The 17,379-nt window shown below is 57.6% G+C and carries 15 protein-coding genes and 1 pseudogene; 15 read left to right on the top strand and 1 reads right to left on the bottom strand.

What is annotated here, in order from left to right:
* Positions 1–359: 359 nt before the first annotated feature.
* From KGD89_RS16750 to flgE, 8 genes and pseudogenes are all read left to right on the top strand, one after another.
* Positions 360–939: pseudogene (locus KGD89_RS16750) on the top strand (ABC transporter ATP-binding protein); the annotation flags it as partial.
* A 168-nt stretch (positions 940–1,107) separates the two neighbouring features.
* Positions 1,108–2,322 carry an ABC transporter permease gene (locus tag KGD89_RS16745; RefSeq protein WP_025260923.1) on the top strand — a complete coding sequence of 405 codons (1,215 nt, stop codon included), beginning with the start codon at positions 1,108–1,110 and terminating at the stop codon, positions 2,320–2,322.
* Positions 2,315–3,790: a TolC family protein gene (locus KGD89_RS16740; RefSeq protein WP_025260922.1), complete on the top strand. Its 1,476-nt coding sequence runs from the start codon at positions 2,315–2,317 to the stop codon at positions 3,788–3,790. The genes KGD89_RS16745 and KGD89_RS16740 overlap by 8 nt, the downstream gene beginning before the upstream one ends.
* Entirely contained in the window at positions 3,783–5,063 is a 1,281-nt protein-coding gene (locus KGD89_RS16735; protein WP_025260921.1) for an efflux RND transporter periplasmic adaptor subunit, read from the top strand. The genes KGD89_RS16740 and KGD89_RS16735 overlap by 8 nt, the downstream gene beginning before the upstream one ends.
* Positions 5,064–5,296: 233 nt before the next feature.
* On the top strand, positions 5,297–5,704 hold the full coding sequence (gene flgB / locus KGD89_RS16730) for a flagellar basal body rod protein FlgB (RefSeq protein WP_025260920.1): 408 nt from the start codon (positions 5,297–5,299) through the stop codon (positions 5,702–5,704).
* Positions 5,705–5,707: 3 nt separating this feature from the next.
* Complete coding sequence (gene flgC, locus KGD89_RS16725; protein ID WP_025260919.1) at positions 5,708–6,148, top strand: flagellar basal body rod protein FlgC; 441 nt, start codon at positions 5,708–5,710, stop codon at positions 6,146–6,148.
* A 15-nt stretch (positions 6,149–6,163) separates the two neighbouring features.
* Positions 6,164–6,844 (top strand): flagellar hook assembly protein FlgD, encoded by a 681-nt coding sequence (locus KGD89_RS16720; RefSeq protein WP_025260918.1) that lies wholly within the window; start codon positions 6,164–6,166, stop codon positions 6,842–6,844.
* Positions 6,845–6,872: 28 nt separating this feature from the next.
* A complete protein-coding gene (gene flgE / locus KGD89_RS16715) occupies positions 6,873–8,210 on the top strand; it encodes a flagellar hook protein FlgE (RefSeq protein WP_025260917.1) in 1,338 nt (445 codons plus the stop codon).
* A 241-nt stretch (positions 8,211–8,451) separates the two neighbouring features.
* Here flgE and KGD89_RS26035 read toward each other — a convergent pair whose 3' ends face one another.
* Positions 8,452–8,643 carry a hypothetical protein gene (locus tag KGD89_RS26035; RefSeq protein ID WP_025260916.1) on the bottom strand — a complete coding sequence of 64 codons (192 nt, stop codon included), beginning with the start codon at positions 8,641–8,643 and terminating at the stop codon, positions 8,452–8,454.
* A gap of 280 nt (positions 8,644–8,923) precedes the next feature.
* Between KGD89_RS26035 and KGD89_RS16705 the strand changes: the two genes are divergently transcribed.
* From KGD89_RS16705 to KGD89_RS16675, 7 genes are all read left to right on the top strand, one after another.
* A complete protein-coding gene (locus KGD89_RS16705; protein ID WP_025260915.1) occupies positions 8,924–9,664 on the top strand; it encodes a flagellar basal body rod protein FlgF in 741 nt (246 codons plus the stop codon).
* A 46-nt stretch (positions 9,665–9,710) separates the two neighbouring features.
* On the top strand, positions 9,711–10,499 hold the full coding sequence (flgG, locus tag KGD89_RS16700; RefSeq protein ID WP_025260914.1) for a flagellar basal-body rod protein FlgG: 789 nt from the start codon (positions 9,711–9,713) through the stop codon (positions 10,497–10,499).
* A gap of 73 nt (positions 10,500–10,572) precedes the next feature.
* Positions 10,573–11,286: a flagellar basal body L-ring protein FlgH gene (gene flgH, locus KGD89_RS16695; RefSeq protein ID WP_025260913.1), complete on the top strand. Its 714-nt coding sequence runs from the start codon at positions 10,573–10,575 to the stop codon at positions 11,284–11,286.
* Positions 11,287–11,299: 13 nt separating this feature from the next.
* Complete coding sequence (locus tag KGD89_RS16690; RefSeq protein ID WP_025260912.1) at positions 11,300–12,409, top strand: flagellar basal body P-ring protein FlgI; 1,110 nt, start codon at positions 11,300–11,302, stop codon at positions 12,407–12,409.
* 10 nt (positions 12,410–12,419) lie between these two features.
* Positions 12,420–13,646 carry a flagellar assembly peptidoglycan hydrolase FlgJ gene (flgJ, locus tag KGD89_RS16685; protein ID WP_025260911.1) on the top strand — a complete coding sequence of 409 codons (1,227 nt, stop codon included), beginning with the start codon at positions 12,420–12,422 and terminating at the stop codon, positions 13,644–13,646.
* A gap of 10 nt (positions 13,647–13,656) precedes the next feature.
* Positions 13,657–15,720: a flagellar hook-associated protein FlgK gene (flgK, locus tag KGD89_RS16680; RefSeq protein ID WP_025260910.1), complete on the top strand. Its 2,064-nt coding sequence runs from the start codon at positions 13,657–13,659 to the stop codon at positions 15,718–15,720.
* 13 nt (positions 15,721–15,733) lie between these two features.
* Complete coding sequence (locus KGD89_RS16675; protein ID WP_025260909.1) at positions 15,734–17,326, top strand: flagellar hook-associated protein 3; 1,593 nt, start codon at positions 15,734–15,736, stop codon at positions 17,324–17,326.
* Positions 17,327–17,379 lie beyond the last annotated feature (53 nt).

Here is a 17,379-nt window from a genome sequence, read left to right as displayed (position 1 = left end):
AAGGAGAAAAAAGAATTTTAAGCGGTGTTGATGTGTTCTCGGTGCTCTTATAGTGAATGACTAAATGTGTTTTTAGGGGGAGGGCAGGTTTTTGTTTTTTCGAATTGATTTTCTCAGTGTTAGTGTGCAGGCGACGTATTTCCTGCGGTTCTTGTTGTTGGCTGCACAGCGTTTCTGCATGCGCTGTAATTTTTTGTATTGTTTTTCAGTGTGTGTCGAATAGGCCCTGAAGTTTTTCAAGTGCCATCCGTTGAATGACAGTATGAATTTTTCTCGTCAGGCAAAAAAACGCTCCAACACCCTTTGTCGAGGTGATATAAGGGCGGGCGAATACGAGGTCATGGAGAAGGCTGTACGCAATGGAAGGGCACGTCACTCAGGAACAATGCACAAGCGCCACGCCGCTACCTTGCACAAACCTGATTCAACTGGATCGTATCTGCCATTCCTATCAGGCAGGCGCGGTATCTCATTCGGTTCTGCACGATGTATCGCTGACCATCGAGCGCGGCCAGAGCTGTGCCATTGTCGGCAGCTCCGGCTCAGGCAAGAGTACGCTGCTCAATATCCTCGGCCTGCTTGATCGTCCGACAGCGGGCGGCCTGTTTCTGGATGGGCTGGACATGGGCGACGCTTCTGCACCGTTGCGTGCGAAGGTCCGTAATCAGCTCATCGGTTTTGTCTTCCAGAGTTTCAACCTCCTGCCGCGTCTGAATGCTCTGGATAACGTCGCCTTGCCGTTGCTGTATCGCGGCTATTCCCGCCACGCTGCGCGAGTGGCCGCTCAGCGAGAAATCGAGCGCGTGGGGCTGGCCGACAGGGCTCATCATCGTCCTGCCGAACTTTCCGGCGGGCAGCGGCAGAGAGTTGCCATTGCCCGTGCTCTTGTAGGGCAGCCAGCCCTGATTCTTGCCGATGAACCGACCGGCAACCTCGACAGCGCTACGGCTGCCGAGATTCTTTCTCTGCTGCTTTCCCTGAACCGGGAGCAAGGCGTGACCTTGATTGTGGTCACTCACGACAACGCCCTGGCCCGGCACATGCAGCGTTGCCTGCATGTGCGTGATGGTTGTCTCGAAGAGCGGGTGGCGCCAGTCGGTATTGCTCATGTCTGAAGAGCGGTTCGCCCATTACGGCCCGTCGACAGGGCAGATATTCCTGGAGCCTCTGAACAGTTTGCGTCTCCTGGGGCGCCGATCGTTGCTGGCCTTGCTGGGCATTGCGGTGGGATGCGCTTCGGTGGTCGCCTTGTTGAACATTGGCCAGAACGCGGCCAACGAGGCCATCAGCGCGTTCAAGGGGCTTGGCAGCGACATGCTGGTGGTCAGTTTTGCGGCAGTGCCGGGAATGAAGATGCGTCCGGCCCCGGCAACGCTCGATATCCCGGCGGTCATGGAGGCGGTTCCAGGAGTTCTTCATGTCGCGCCTGTCATGATGCTTTCGACCAGAGTGAGTTTTGATGGGCGCACGCACAATACGAATATCGCGGGTACTTCCAGTGATCTGGCGGCAGTGCTTGGATTGCGTGTTGCCCGGGGCCGGTTCCTTTCCAGTTACGACAGTCGCAGCACCTATGCCGTGCTGGGTGCGCAAGTGGCCCGGGAGCTGGGCATCGAGAGTCTTCGGGATGTGGCGGGGAGACGCATACAGATCGACGGTTATCTTTTTGAGGTGGTCGGGATCCTGTCCGGGCATGGGCAGAACCCGCTTATTCCCGTTTCCGTGGATGACGCTGTTTTTGTCCCCATCGAAGGCATGCGGCGCATCAGTTCAAAGCCGGAAATCACCAATGTCATTGCCAGGGGCGGAGGCGGCGAAACCCTGGAGCAGGATGGAAACGCCTTGAGTAGCTATCTACAAACGCTGGCGCCGGGGCGCGATGTCCAGGTACAGATTCCCCAGCAATTGATTGATGGTCTGGCGCAACAGTCCCGGACCTTTTCCTATCTGCTGGCGGGCCTGGGCGGTATTTCCCTGTTGGTAGGCGGTGTCGGGGTCATGAATGTGATGGTCATGAATGTGTCCGAGCGACGCCGTGAGATTGGTGTTCGCATGGCGCTGGGCGCGCGTCCTGTGGATATCGGGCGACTCTTTCTGCTGGAGGCGGCTGTGTTGTCCATTGCAGGAGCGACGATAGGCGCGTGTCTGGGGCTGCTGGCTGCCTGGCTGTTTTCGGTAGTGTCGGGCTGGGGCTTCACCTTGTCGTTGCCTTCGCTCCCGCTGGGTATTGTCAGTTCGCTGCTGGTGGGGCTTTTCTTCGGATTGAACCCGGCCTTGATGGCGGCTCGCCTGGAACCGGTACAGGCGTTGCGCGATGATTGATCTTTGTCGGAATCTGTTGGTGTGCTGCCTGGTTCTTGGTGGCCTTGAGTCTGCCGTGGCGGCGCCGCTTGTGCCGGGCGGTCCGAGCATGCCGGGTCGGGCAGTCTCCCTGAGTGAGCAGACGATCGAGCTGACCCTGGCCGATGCGGTATTTCTGGGGTTGCGGGACAACCGCTCCATTCGCAGTGCCTATCTTGATCGCATTGCCCAGAAGTTCGATTTGCGTGTTGCCCAGGACCTCTTTACGCCCAAGCTGGTACTCAGCAGCCGTTATCTGGCGACGCGCAATCAGAGCGATCACTATCGTCAGGCTGAAGTCATTCCCCAGACCACAATGCTGGGTGAGTACGGGACCCAGCTTTCCCTTGCCTGGTCGAATCAACTGACCATGGCCGACACGGCAGGCCGCACTCGTAACGATGGCGCAACCCTCACGGTCATTCAGCCTTTGTTGCGAGGTGCCGGAAAAGAGGTGGCCACAGCTCCCGTGCGGTTGGCGGTTCTCTCGGAGAAGGTCAACCGTCTGGCTCTGAAGTCTACGGTTTCGGACACCATCAACCGGATCATTACGGGGTATCGTGAATTGTTGCGTGCCCAGGAGCAGGTACGCATTGCGCGTGATGCGCTTGAGCGTTCACGTCAGTTGCTTGACGCAAACAGGGCGATGATTTCAGCGGGGCAAATGGCAGAGTTCGACATTGTTCAGACTGAAGCTGACGTCGCCACTCAGGAACTGGCGATAGAGGAGGCAGCCAACCAGCTGGATGCCAGTCGCCTTGAACTGTTGCGTCTCCTGGCCCTGGACCTGGGCACGCGATTGCGTGCGGTCGAGGTGCTTGATGCGCGTCGTATCGAGGTCAGTGCGCAGCAGGCTTTGCTCACTGCGAGGGAGCGGCAGCCTGCCTATCTCACTCGCTTGATTGCCGGCAAGCAGGCGGAAATCAATCTTCTTGTCGCCCGTAACGAGCGGTTATGGGATGTGTCATTGATCGGCGGTGCCACTCAGGTGCGTGATCGTTCCCAGAATGATTTCGGCCCCAGCACAAACCGTACCTGGGAGGGCTATGCCGGTGTTCAGATCGATATCCCGATTGGTGATTTGAGTCGGCGGCAAGCCGAGGTGCGAGCGCGGGTCGATGTGGAAAATCAGGAGCTGCTCCTGGCTGAGGCGAATCAGTCCCTGGCGCAGGATGTAGGGGATGGTGTGCGCGACCTGAGGACCCGTTGGCGACAGTATGAGATTTCCCAGAGGGCGCGTGAGTTGTCGCTTCGCAAACTGAATATCGAGCGGGAGAAATTGCAGTCCGGCCGCTCCAGCAACTTTCAGGTCCTGAGTTTCGAGGCCGACCTGCGCAATGCCGAAAATGCTCGCCTCAATGCATTGATTGCTTACCTCAATGCCCAGACAAGTCTGGATCAGACGCTGGGTACGACTCTGGAGAGCTGGGATATTGATCTCAATGACTAAGTATCTGACGCGATTGCGCACCTCTCGCGTCGGTGTTCGGGCTGCTGTCGCTGGCGTTGTTGCCGCCGGGCTTCTTGCGGGCCTTGTCTATGGCTATCAGTCGCAGTCCGAATCGGCATCGCCAGACGTTCGCTGGATAGCCGTGCAGCCGCAATTGCTGGAGAGTCAGTTGGGGCTGGTGGGGCGAATCGAGGCAGCCAGCCGATCAACGATGGCAGCTCCGTTTGAAGGTGTCGTGCAGCAGGTCGCTGTCGTCGAGGGGCAGCGGGTCGAGCGTGGTCAGCACTTGCTGACGCTGGATACCGCACAACTGGATATCCAGTTGCGTGAGGCGCTGGCTGCCCAGTTGAAGCTTCAGCGCACAGTAAAGGATATGGAAAACTGGGCGCAGGGCGAAGAGGTGGCACGTGCGCGTCGAGCGCTCACAAGTGCTCAGTACGGACTGAGCGATACCGAGCGAAAACTGGCGGATACGCGCCGCTTGTTCGAGCGGGGTATTGTCGCGCGCATGGATGTGGATTCACTCGAGCAGCAGGCCAGGGTCCAGCGACTTGACATGACAGCCTCGCAGTCCGAATTGAATGCCGTCATGGAGAAGGGCAAGGGTGAAAATCGCCAGATAGCCGATATGGAGCTGGCCAATGCCCAGTCGCGTTATCAGGCCTTGCAGGCTCTGCATGCCCACCGGGAAATCGAGGCGCCGTTTGCCGGGATTGTATTGCGCCCACAGAGGCCGGAAGGAGGCGTTGCGCCCTTGATCCAGCAAGGGATGCGCATGCCTCAGGGTACGCCGCTTTTCGAGCTGGCGAGTCTGGAGCAGATCCGGGCGGTTGCCCGTGTCGAAGAGGTGGATCTGCATCAACTGGCCGATGGCATGCCTGTGCAGGTCACGGGTGATGGCTTCGAGGGTATTACCCTGCAGGGAACCCTGTCTTCGATTGCTGCGCAGGGCGTGGCCCCCGATTTCGGCGGCGGTACGACGTACGAAGTGGTCATCAGCATCGCTTCCCTGACGCCGGCCCAACAGGTGAAGGTCCGCCTTGGCATGAGTGCCCGGCTGGCGATCGTCACTTATCGGGCTGACAACGGCTTCGCGGTGCCGCCTGAGGTGTTGCGCCAGGATGCCGAAGGCCGAACTTTCATTGTCTATCGCAAAGACATGGCCGATGCGCCGCAGCGGGTCATGGTCACTGCCGGTCGTGCGATGCCTCAGGGGGTCGAGGTTTCCGGCCTGAAACCCGGTTATGTCGAGTTGCCTGCCACCGCCCGGTGACAGGCTCGGTGATTCTGCCATCTGCGGCAAACCTGTCCTGCCGCGGACATGGCAAAAAAACGGCACATCCCTTGCCGCTTTAACCCTTCGTAGCGGAAATGCCTTGCCGCTTTTCTGGCATTGCCGACCTGCATGTCGCTACAGACCCCGCAAACACTGGCTTTATGGATTTGGCACGCTGATTGCTTTCTCAGTGATACGAGAATCAGGTCAACCGGCAAAGGTTTCCCGAAATGAGCATCAGCTTCGATAAAGCATTAGGCATACACGAAAAGGCCCTCAACTTCCGGGCTCAGCGTGCAGAGGTGTTGGCCAACAACATTTCCAACGCCGATACCCCGAATTTCAAGGCCCGTGATCTGGACTTTTCCTCGGTGCTGGCCGCCGAAAACGAGAAGGCTCAGAACGGTCGTTTTGCGCTGAACATGACCAATAACCGTCATATCGAAGCTGAAGGCATGGGCAATGGCGATGGTACGTTGATGTACCGCACCCCGTCTCAGCCTTCGCTGGACCAGAACACCGTCGATTCGCAGGTCGAGCAGGCCAGCTACACCGATAACGCCATGGGTTTCCAGGCCAGTTTCACCCTGCTCAACAGCAAATTCAAAGGGCTGATCTCAGCCCTGCGCGGAGAATAATCCATGTCACTAGCCAATGTGTTCAACATTGCCGGTAGCGCCATGAGTGCCCAGACCACGCGTCTGAACACCACGGCCAGTAACATCGCCAACGCCGAGACCGTGTCATCGAGCATGGATCAGACCTACCGTGCCCGTCACCCGGTGTTCGCAACCGTATTGCAGGGTCAGCAGTCCAACGGTGGTTCGCTGTTTCAGGATCAGAGCGATGCCGGTCAGGGCGTTCAGGTCAACGGCATCATCGAAGACAGCTCCAACCTTGAAGCGCGTTTCGAGCCTAATCATCCCTCCGCTGACAAGAACGGGTACGTCTACTACCCCAACGTCAACGTCGTGGAAGAAATGGCTGACATGATTTCCGCCAGCCGTTCGTTCCAGACGAACGCCGAAATCATGAACACCGCAAAATCCATGATGCAGAAAGTTCTGACCCTCGGTCAGTAATAAAGGGCGAACGTTATGGCCGTTGAAAACGATGTATCGACGAGTTTTATAAACTCGCTGCAGAACCCCAAAGCCACTGCGACCAATTCGAGTGAGGCGCTGGGCAAGGATGCGTTCCTGCAGTTGCTCGTCACCCAGATGAAAAACCAGAACCCGCTGGATCCGCAGGACAATACGCAATTCGTTGCGCAGTTGGCGCAGTTCAGCAGTCTGGAAAGCATGCAGAATCTGACCTCGACCGTTGACTCGATTGCGACCAGCTACAAGTCCTCTCAGGCCCTGCAGGCTTCTTCGCTGGTGGGTCGTTCGGTGATTGTTGAAACAGGCACTACTCAGGTCGATACCAGCAAAGGTTTGTCCGGCTCTGTTGTAGTGCCTGCATCGACGTCGGCGACGACGGTCAAGGTGTACGACTCCAGCAATAACCAGGTTGATACGATTGATCTGGGGGCGAAGGGCGCAGGTAATGCAAGTTTCACCTGGGATGGTCTCAATAGCGAAGGCGTCGCCTTACCGTCAGGAACCTACAGGTTTGTTGCCTCGGGCACTGTCAATGGCACAAACACGGCCTTGAGTACTTACCTGCCAGCAACAGTCAACAGCGTGACAACCGCTGTGAGTGGCGGGGAAATGACACTAAATCTGGCTGGCGGCAGTTCGATCGCTCTGTCCAAAGTGCAATCAATCGGAATATAGAGCCGACTAGACGGCGTAGGAGTGGTACATGTCATTCAATATCGGCCTTAGTGGGCTCTATGCAGCAAACAAAAGTCTCGACGTTACCGGCAACAACATTGCCAACGTGGCGACAACAGGCTTCAAACAATCGCGTATCGAATTTGCTGACCAGTATGCTCAGTCGATTCGTGCCACGTCAGGCGGCACCAATATTGGTACCGGTGTTACCACGGCGGCTGTTTCCCAGCAGTTTTCTCAGGGTGGCCTGACCACGGGCACTGGCAACAGCCTGGACCTGGCGATCAATGGCAGCGGCTTCTTCATGCTGAGCAATAACGGCGACAGCCTTTATACGCGTGCAGGTGCGTTCCATACCGACAAAGATGGTTATGTGGTCAACAGTTCCGGCATGAATCTGCAGGGCTATAACGTTGACGACAATGGTGTTGTCACCGTTGGTGTGTTGGGGGATCTGAGGGTTGATACCTCAAATCAGCCAGCCAAGGCGACCAGTATCATCACTAACGTTGCGAGCCTCAACTCGACAGCAACTGTTCCGACTATCACGCCTTTTGATGCAAGCAACACCAATAGTTATAACTTTACCTACAGTACGTCTGTCTACGACTCTCAGGGTAATGAGCACAAGCTGGAAAGTTACTTTGCCAAGACAGGCACCAATACATGGGCCATGTATTCGCTGATGGATGGTCGTAGTATCAGTGACCCAACAACGGCGGTGGCTGAGCGTAATAACCTGACCTTCGATTCCTCCGGAAATCTTGTCATTAATACGGCGGCAACTCCGAGTGTTCCTTCGAGTAGCACTAACATTGCTGTCAATACCGATGGCACCTTCCAGATCAATAACTGGGTCCCGGGTGTGCAAACGGGAACAGGTATTTCGGCTACCTGGGTAGCCAATGGTGCATCCGGTGTGACAGGCGGTATTCAACTTGATATGACCGGTGCTACTCAGACGGCAACTGTTTCGGGGCGTTCAAGTGGTGCTCAGAATGGTTACGCTGCCGGCCAGGTCAGTGGTCTGAATGTGGATGCCAGCGGTAATCTGTTTGCTAGCTATACGAACAACCAGTCCCGAGTGATTGGTCAGGTTTCGCTCACTTCGTTTGCCAACGTGCAGGGCTTGGCCCCGGCTGGCGGCACCAACTGGCGTGAAACCTTTTCCTCGGGTATCCCGCTTACCGGGGTGCCGCAATCAGGAACTCTGGGTTACATCACTGGCCAGGCGCTTGAAGAGTCCAACGTCGATCTGACGGTGGAACTGGTCAACCTGATCAAGGCGCAAAGCAACTATCAGGCGAATGCGAAAACCATTTCGACTGAAAGCACCATCATGCAGACCACTATTCAGATGACCTGATAACCGGGTTTGATGAAGCGTTGAAGAAAGCCCCTTTGCAGGGGCTTTCTTGTTTCTGGAAGCTTGAAATCCGCTGTGATGAAGTAATGCCTATCAGTTAAGGCATAAGCAAAACGTGTGGGAGGCAGCTTGCTGGCGAAAGGGTCTGTGACCGGCAGATATTCTGCGTTTGTACGCTGAAGTCGCCAGCAAGCTGCCTCCCACAAAGTGATTCGATCGGTATGGCTGTGGTGAAGTCTGCTCAGACCGAGCAATCGGATTTGATAAACCAGCCATTCAGTCGTTTCCATCCCGGCCCTGGACTGGTCTGGGCGCAGACAATCCTGCTTGCGCCCTGCCATTTGTAATAGTGGGCGGGAGCGGCCTGGGCGAAGAGGGCGCTGGTCATCAGCGGTATTGCGATGAGGCCGAGAAGTTGCGCTCGAAAGTGCATGCTGATTCTCGTTGTGTGGAGTTTCGGCAAGATTATCACCCTCATCAGGCGGGTTGCTCAGGGTGAGCGAAGTTTTTTTGGCGGTGTGCCATGTCGCTTTGCTCGGTAGCGGCAATCTACCGCCGCTCTTGTGTGGCGAGGTTTCGGCGGCTGCCCGTCACGCTCCGCTTTTTGCTGGAGAATCAGGCGTTTGTATCGATTCTGAAAAGTTGGTCCCAAAATTGCTTTCTCCCCCTCAGAACAGCTACAGGCGGCAAGCGTCTGTCGGAGGAGGAACACTGTGGACAAGTTGCTTTATGTCGCAATGAGCGGGGCGTCTGAAAACGCCCAGTCGCAAAAGGTGCATGCCAACAACCTGGCTAACGTATCGACCAATGGCTTCATGCGCGACCTGCAACAGGCCCGTTCGATGCCGGTATTTGGCGAGGTCATGCCTTCGCGTGCCTATGCGATGGGTGAGCGTCCGGGTACTGACTTCTCCGGTGGTGCACTGATCCAGACCGGCCGCGAGCTGGACGTTGCCGTCAAGGGTGATGGCTGGATTGCGGTCCAGACTGCCGATGGTGGTGAGGCCTATACCCGCAGTGCCGGCATGAATATCGATGCCCTGGGTGTGTTGCGCAACGGCAGCGGCTTGCCGGTCATGGGCAACGGCGGGCCGATTGCCGTGCCGCCCGAGCAGCAGATCGAGATCGGTGCCGACGGCACGATCAGTATTCGCTCCATGGGCGAAAGCCCGCAGGTGATGGCGCAGGTTGACCGCATCAAGCTGGTCAATCCTGACATGAGCACCATGGAGAAAGGCCCGGACGGCCTGATTCATACCAAGACCGGTCAGGCTGCGCCAATGGACGCCAATGTGCGTGTCGAGTCCGGTTTTCTGCAGGCGAGCAACGTCAATGCCGTGGAGGAAATGACCTCGGTACTGGCCCTGGCCCGGCAGTTTGAATTGCACGTCAAAATGATGAAAACAGCTGAAGAAGATGACCAGGCGATGGCTCGCGTCTTGCAACTTGGCTAACCATTGACAGCTTGCGCCGACAAACCGGCGCTTGAGGAGAATACGAATGCTTCCTGCACTATACGTTGCGAAAACCGGCCTCGCTGCTCAGGACACCAACCTGACCACCATCTCCAACAACCTGGCGAACGTTTCGACCACAGGTTTCAAGAGTGATCGTGCCGAATTCCAGGACTTGCTCTATCAGATCAAGCGTCAGCCGGGTGCCCAGTCGACGCAGGACAGCGAACTGCCGTCCGGTCTGCAACTGGGTACAGGTGTGCGCATCGTCGGTACGCAAAAGAACTTCACCGCCGGTAGCCTGCAGACAACTGAGAACCCTCTGGACCTGGCCGTCAATGGCCGTGGTTTCTTCCAGATCTCGCAGCCTGACGGCACCATCGCCTACACCCGCGATGGTACTTTCCACCTGGACTCCACTGGCCAGATCGTGACTGCCAATGGTTATGCCCTTGAGCCTGCGATTGTCGTTCCTCAGAACGCCCAGACGTTCACTGTCGGTCAGGACGGTACTGTTTCGATCACCGTAGCGGGCGCCACTGCCACGCCGCAGGTCATCGGCAACATCCAGACCGCCGAGTTCATCAACCCGGCCGGCCTGCAGGCCATTGGCGGCAACCTGTACCTGGAAACCGGTTCCAGCGGCGCGCCTCAAGTGGGTACTCCTGGTCTGAACGGCCTGGGTACCACCCTGCAGAACACCCTGGAAAACTCCAACGTGAGCACGGTTGAAGAGCTGGTCAACATGATCACCACTCAGCGTGCCTACGAGATGAACTCCAAAGTGATCTCGACTGCCGACCAGATGTTGCAGAACCTGACTCAGAATCTGTAAGACCCTGATGTATCTGCTCAAAACCGACAAGGCGTCTGATGGGCGCCTGCTACACCGCGAGGTTTCAAGTGTCATGAAACGCCTTAGTGTTCTGCGTTTTTCAGTGTTGATCGCCCCCTTGAGTGCGATTGCCTTGCTGTCAGGCTGTGTGGCGCCCTCTGCCAAGCCTAATGACCCTTATTACGCGCCGGTGTTGCCGCGTACGCCCATGTCTGCCGCTGCAAACAATGGTGCGATCTATCAGGCCGGTTTCGAGCAGAACCTGTATGGCGACCGCAAAGCCTTTCGTGTGGGTGACATCATCACCATCACACTTTCCGAGCGGATGGCGTCCAGCAAGGCTGCAAGCTCTGCCATTACCAAGGACAGCACCGCCAACCTGGGTCTGACTTCGTTGTTCGGTTCCGGATTGACGACCAATAACCCGATCGGCAGTAACGATCTGAGTCTCAATGCCGGTTACACGGGCGCACGTTCTACCGCAGGTCAGGGGCAGGCCGCCCAGAGCAACAGCCTGACCGGTTCGGTGACGGTGACGGTTGCCGATGTCATGCCCAACGGCATTCTGGCGGTGCGTGGCGAAAAGTGGCTGACCCTCAATACCGGTGATGAGCTGGTCCGTATTGCCGGTCTGATTCGTGCCGACGACATTGCCACCGATAACACTGTGTCATCCACGCGAGTGGCTGATGCGCGTATCACGTATTCAGGTACTGGTGCATTTGCCGACTCCAACCAGCCAGGCTGGTTCGACCGGTTCTTCCTCAGCCCGTTGTTCCCTTTCTGATAGCGGGATAGACATGATCAAGTTCAAGCAACTGATTGCGGCAACCCTGCTGCTGTCCACCGCCTTCGGTGTTCAGGCCGAGCGCCTGAAGGACATCGCCAGTATCTCGGGCGTACGGGCCAACCAATTGATCGGTTATGGCCTGGTCGTCGGCCTCAATGGTACGGGTGACCAGACCACCCAGACGCCGTTTACCCTGCAGACCTTCAACAACATGCTGTCGCAGTTCGGCATCAAGGTGCCGAGCGGCTCGGGCACCGTGCAGTTGAAAAACGTTGCGGCGGTGGCGGTCTATGCGGACCTGCCGCCTTTCGCCAAGCCGGGTCAGGTGGTGGACATCAGCGTTTCGTCCATCGGTAACTCCAAGAGCCTGCGGGGCGGCAGTCTGCTGATGACCCCGCTCAAGGGTGTCGATGGCAACGTTTACGCTATTGCCCAGGGCAACCTGGTGGTGGGTGGCTTCGATGCTGAAGGTCGTGACGGTTCGAAGATTACCGTCAACGTTCCGTCGTCCGGTCGTATTCCGGGCGGTGCTTCGGTCGAGCGTGCGGTGCCGAGCGGTTTCAATCAGGGCAACAGCCTGACCCTGAACCTCAACCGCTCCGACTTCACCACGGCCAAGCGCATCGTGGACAAGATCAACGACATGCTTGGCCCTGGCGTCGCCCAGGCGCTGGACGGTGGTTCGGTGCGTGTGACTGCGCCTCTTGATCCGGGGCAGCGTGTGGATTACCTGTCGATTCTGGAAAACCTGGAAATCGATCCGGGCCAGACTGCCGCCAAGGTCATCATCAACTCTCGGACCGGCACTATCGTGATCGGCCAGAACGTCAAGGTATCGCCAGCCGCCGTGACTCACGGCAGCCTGACCGTGACCATCACTGAAGATCCTATCGTCAGCCAGCCGGGCGCGCTTTCCAATGGCCAGACAGCTGTGGTGCCGCGCTCCAGGCTCAATGCCCAGCAGGAAATGCATCCGATGTTCAAGTTCGGCCCGGGCACCACGCTGGATGAGATCGTTCGTGCGGTCAACCAGGTGGGCGCGGCTCCCGGTGACTTGATGGCCATTCTCGAAGCCCTGAAGCAGGCCGGCGCGTTGCAAGCCGACCTGATCGTGATCTGAGGAATCGATCATGGATATGCCCAAGAGCGGAATTTCCACAACGGTCGACTCGGGTGCCTATACCGATGTCAATCGTCTGGCCGCTTTGAAGAATGGCGACAAGGACAGCCCGGAGAACCTGAAAAAGGTGGCTCGGGAGTTCGAGTCGCTGTTCGTCAGCCAGATGCTCAAGGCCATGCGCTCGGCCAACGAAGTGCTGGCCAAGGACAATCCGCTGAATACTGCTGCAACGCGGCAGTATCAGGACATGTATGACCAGCAACTGGCCGTTACCCTGTCGACCCGTGCCAATGGCATCGGGCTGCAGGATGTGCTGATGCGCCAGTTGTCCAAGGACAAGGGCGTCAATCACGCGGCTGCAGCGAGTGGTACCCAGGCTGCTGCTACGGATTCCTCCAAGGCGGGGTTGGCCACCAGCGTCTATCAGCGTCCGTTGTGGGCGACTCGCTCGGCAGCGGCAGACAAGGCGGGGGCTGCTGGCTCTGTCGAAGGGCGTAATGACATGGCGCTGCTCAATTCGCGCCGCCTGGCATTGCCGACCAAGCTTACCGATCGTTTGCTGCTGGGGATTGTGCCTTCGACGGCAACCACCAATGCAAATGCCAATAGCCCGATGGCTGTGCAGCGTGCGACATCGACCGGCAGCAATGGTGACTGGACGCTGGATCCCAATCTTGCCGAGCCGCAATACGTTCGTACCATGGCTCAGCCGCCGCTGGCACCGGCCAAGCGTGCTTTCGGCAACTCCGACCAGTTTGTGGCGACCATGTTGCCTCTGGCCAAGGAGGCGGCAGCGCGCATTGGCGTCGATCCCGTCATGCTGGTGGCCCAGGCTGCGCTGGAAACCGGCTGGGGTAAATCCATCATGCGTCAGCAGGATGGCAGTAGCAGCCACAACCTGTTCGGCATCAAGGCAACCGGTAGCTGGCAAGGGGCGCAGGCCCGTGCAATCACCAGTGAGTTCCGTGACGGCAAGATGGTCAAGGAGACGGCGGACTTCCGTTCCTACGATTCCTATGCTGACAGCTTCCATGACCTGGTCAGCCTGTTGCAGAACAACAATCGGTATAAAGAAGTCATCAACTCCGCCGATAACTCTGAGCAGTATGTAAAAGAATTGCAGAAGGCCGGTTACGCCACGGACCCGGCCTACGCAAGCAAGATTTCGCAGATTGCGAAACAGATGAAGAGTTACCAGAACTACGCCGCTGCAACGGGCTCTTCCACGACTTTATAAGGTTTGAATCATGTCGCTGATTTCAATTGGGCTCTCGGGTATTACTGCCAGCAGTGCCGCGATCAATACCATCGGTAACAACACGGCCAACGTGGACACTGCCGGGTATTCGCGTCAGCAGGTAATGACCACAGCTTCGGCGCAGATCAACATTGGCCTGGGTATCGGCTATATCGGTACCGGCACCACGCTGTCCGATGTGCGTCGTATCTACAACGGCTACCTTGATACCCAATTGCAAGCCGGTACGGCGCTCAGTGCCGATGCCGTGGCTTACGCTGGGCAGGCCAGCAAGACCGATACCTTGCTGTCGGACAGCACCACAGGCGTTGCAGCGCAGTTGTCGAAGTTTTTTACCGACCTGCAATCCGTTGCTTCCAATGCGACTCAGTCTGCCGAGCGTTCGACTTTCCTGACCCAGGCAAGCGCGTTGAGTGCACGGTTCAACTCGATTGCTGCGCAGTTGTCGTCGCAGAACGAGAACGTCAATGCGCAACTGACCACGTTTACCGATCAGGTCAACGAGCTGACAAGCACTATTGCCAGTCTGAACAAGCAGATTACGGCCGCTTCTACGGGTAACACCACACCCAACAGTCTGCTCGATACGCGCAATGAGTCGGTTCGTAAACTCAATGAGCTGATCGGCGTCAAGGTCCTTGAGAGCAGCAATGGCACTTACGAGGTCATGACCGGAACCGGTCAGTCTCTGGTGAGCGGTTCTTCTTCATACGCATTGACAGCTACGCCGAGTAAAACAGACGCCACGCAATACAACCTGCAGATCACGATCGGTCAGACCTCGACTGACGTGACGTCGGTGGTGACGGGTGGCGCTATCGGCGGCTTGCTGCGCTATCGCTCGGAAGTGTTGACCCCTGCAAGCAACGAGCTTGGGCGTGTTGCACTGGTGCTGGCCGATCAGGTCAACAGCCAGATGAGCCAGGGTATCGACAGCAAGGGTAATTTCGGTTCGAGCCTGTTCACCAACATCAACAGCGCCGATCTGATCACCCAGCGCAGCATCGGCAAGGTGGGTAACAGTGCGGGTTCGGGCAACCTGGATGTCACGATCAAGGACACCAGCAAACTGACGGCTGACGATTACGAAGTCACCTTCAGCGATGCCAACAACTTCACGGTGCGTCGCCTGCCCAATGGCGAAAGCGTCGGTACCGGTTCGTTGACGGATAACCCGCCGACCCAGTTCGAGGGCTTCACTGTCAGCCTCAACGGCAACACGCTGGCCGCGGGTGACTCCTTCAAAGTCAGCCCGACGCGCAACGGTGCTTCGGGTATCGCCGTTGCCCTGACCGACGCCAAGGACATTGCCGCAGCCGCGCCCCTGACCGCCAAGGCGGGTGTCAGCAACTCCGGCACCGGTGGCTTTACTCAGCCGGTTCTCAACACCAAGGCCGACATCTACGATTCGACCCAGACCGCCGACCTGCGCAACGCGCTGCAGAGCACCACGCCCATGAAGCTGGTGATGGGGGCGGTCAGCAGCACTGGCGTGCAAAGCTACACGCTGGTGGATTCCACCGGTGCAGCCGTGCTCGACCAGAATGGCAATGCCGTGGGCGGTTCGATCGTTCAAGGGCAGAGCAACACCATCAAGCTCAGCGTGGGCTACGCCGATACCCGTACCACGCCAAGCACCCAGACCGCATTCGAGATCGAGATGACCCTCTCGGGTTCGCCGATCGTCAATGACACTTTCAGCATCGATCTGACCGGTGCCGGTTCTTCCGACAACCGTAACGCCCTGGCCGGTGTGGCTTTGCAGACCGCCAAGAGCGTTGACGTGACCGGTGGCAGTGTCGGCACCAGCCTGTCTGGCGCTTATGGTGACCTGGTCGCCAAGATCGGTACTCGCGCCAGTCAGGGCAAGAGCGATGTGACGGCTACCGATGCCGTTCTGGCCCAGGCCAAGTCGGCGCGTGATTCGGTATCGGGCGTGTCGCTGGACGAAGAAGCGGCCAACCTGATCAAGTATCAGCAGTACTACACCGCCTCTTCGCAGATCATCAAGGCGGCACAAACCATTTTCAGCACGCTGATCAACAGTCTTTAAGGAGTCGTGAACCATGCGTATCTCAACTGCCCAGTTCTACGAAGCCACGACTTCGAACTATCAGCGCAATTATTCAAACATGATCAAGACTGGCGACGAAGTCTCCAGCGGGATCAAGCTCAATACCGCCAGTGATGACCCGGTGGGTGCCGCTCGCGTCCTGCAACTGGCGCAGCAGAACTCCATGCTGACTCAGTACTCATCGAACATCGGTACGATCAATACCAACACCACCAACTCCGAAACCGCGCTGACCAGCATCATCGATGCCATGCAGACTGCCCAGGAGTTGATCGTCAAGGCGGGTAACGGTTCGTATACCGACAAGGACCGTATCTCCACGGCAGATGAACTCAAGCAGTTGCAAAGCCAGATCCTGGGCCTGATGAACAGCCAGGACTCCAACGGTCAGTACATGTTCTCGGGCTCGAAATCCTCGATTCCTCCGTACTCGCAGAATGCCGACGGCACCTACAGCTACAACGGTGACCAGACCCACGTGAACCTCGCGGTGGGTGACGGTCTGGTGCTGGCAAGCAACACCACCGGTTTCGAGGCATTCGAGCAGGCAATCAACACCTCTCGTACTTCGGCGACATTGACCTCGCCGGCGGTTGAAGATGGCAAGGTATCGCTGACCGGTGGCCTGGTGAAGTCCAGCAACGCCTATAACAACAACTATCAGGCAGGCGAGCCTTACACGCTGACCTTCCTGAGCAGCACCCAGTTCAAGATCACGGATGGTTCGGGCAATGATGTGACCGCCGATGCTTCGACGGCGGGTAATTTCACCCACGACAGCTTCAATGATCAGTCCTTTACCTTCCGTGGCGTCGAGCTGACCATGAACGTCAACCTGACGGCGGCGGAAAGGGCAACGACTGCGGCTGCGGACGCGGTCCTGACCAACCGTACCTATCAGTTGGCTTCGACGCCGGACAGCGTCACCACCTCCCGTAGCCCAGGCAACCCTTCGACTGCGAACATCAGCAGTTCGGTCGTAGGGACCAGCGCTGCGGACCTGACCGCGTTCAACAATACATTCCCTACCACGGGCGCGATTCTCAGGTTTACCAGTGCCACGAATTACGAACTGTATGCCTCGCCCATCACCAGCAGCAGTACGCCGGTGTCCACAGGCACACTGAGCGGGACAACTGCCAATGCTGCGGGCGTCAACTTCACCATCAGCGGCACGCCGGCCAGTGGCGACCAGTTCGTGGTGCAGTCTTCCACCCATCAGACCGAAAACGTGCTGAACACTCTGTCGGCAGCGATCAAGGCATTGACCACACCTGCCGATGGCGATCTGGTTGCTTCGCAGAAGCTCGATGCGGCATTGTCCTCGGCGCTGGGTAACATCATCAGCAGCAGAGAGCAGGCTTCCACTGCGCGTTCGGCGGGTGGTGCGCGTCAGGTCGCTGCCACTGCGCAAGGCGTGACCAACGACTTGCTCAAGGGCAACAATGAGGTTGAGCAGGGTACGTTCGTCAACTCCGACATGGTTGAAGCCACCACCCGACTGACGTTGCAGAAGACCATGCTGGACGCATCCCAGGCAGTTTTTGTCCAACTGTCCAAGTTGAACCTGTTCAGCCAGATCTGATTCCTGGCATTGAGCATCCGCCGTCTTTTTTCAGCGGTGAGGGAAGCCATTCG

Origin of the sequence: Pseudomonas cichorii (genome assembly GCF_018343775.1) — a bacterium.
Classification (GTDB): Bacteria; Pseudomonadota; Gammaproteobacteria; order Pseudomonadales; family Pseudomonadaceae; genus Aquipseudomonas; species Aquipseudomonas cichorii.
Note: the sequence above shows the minus strand (reverse complement) of the source record. Positions and strands in the feature narration are given on the sequence as shown.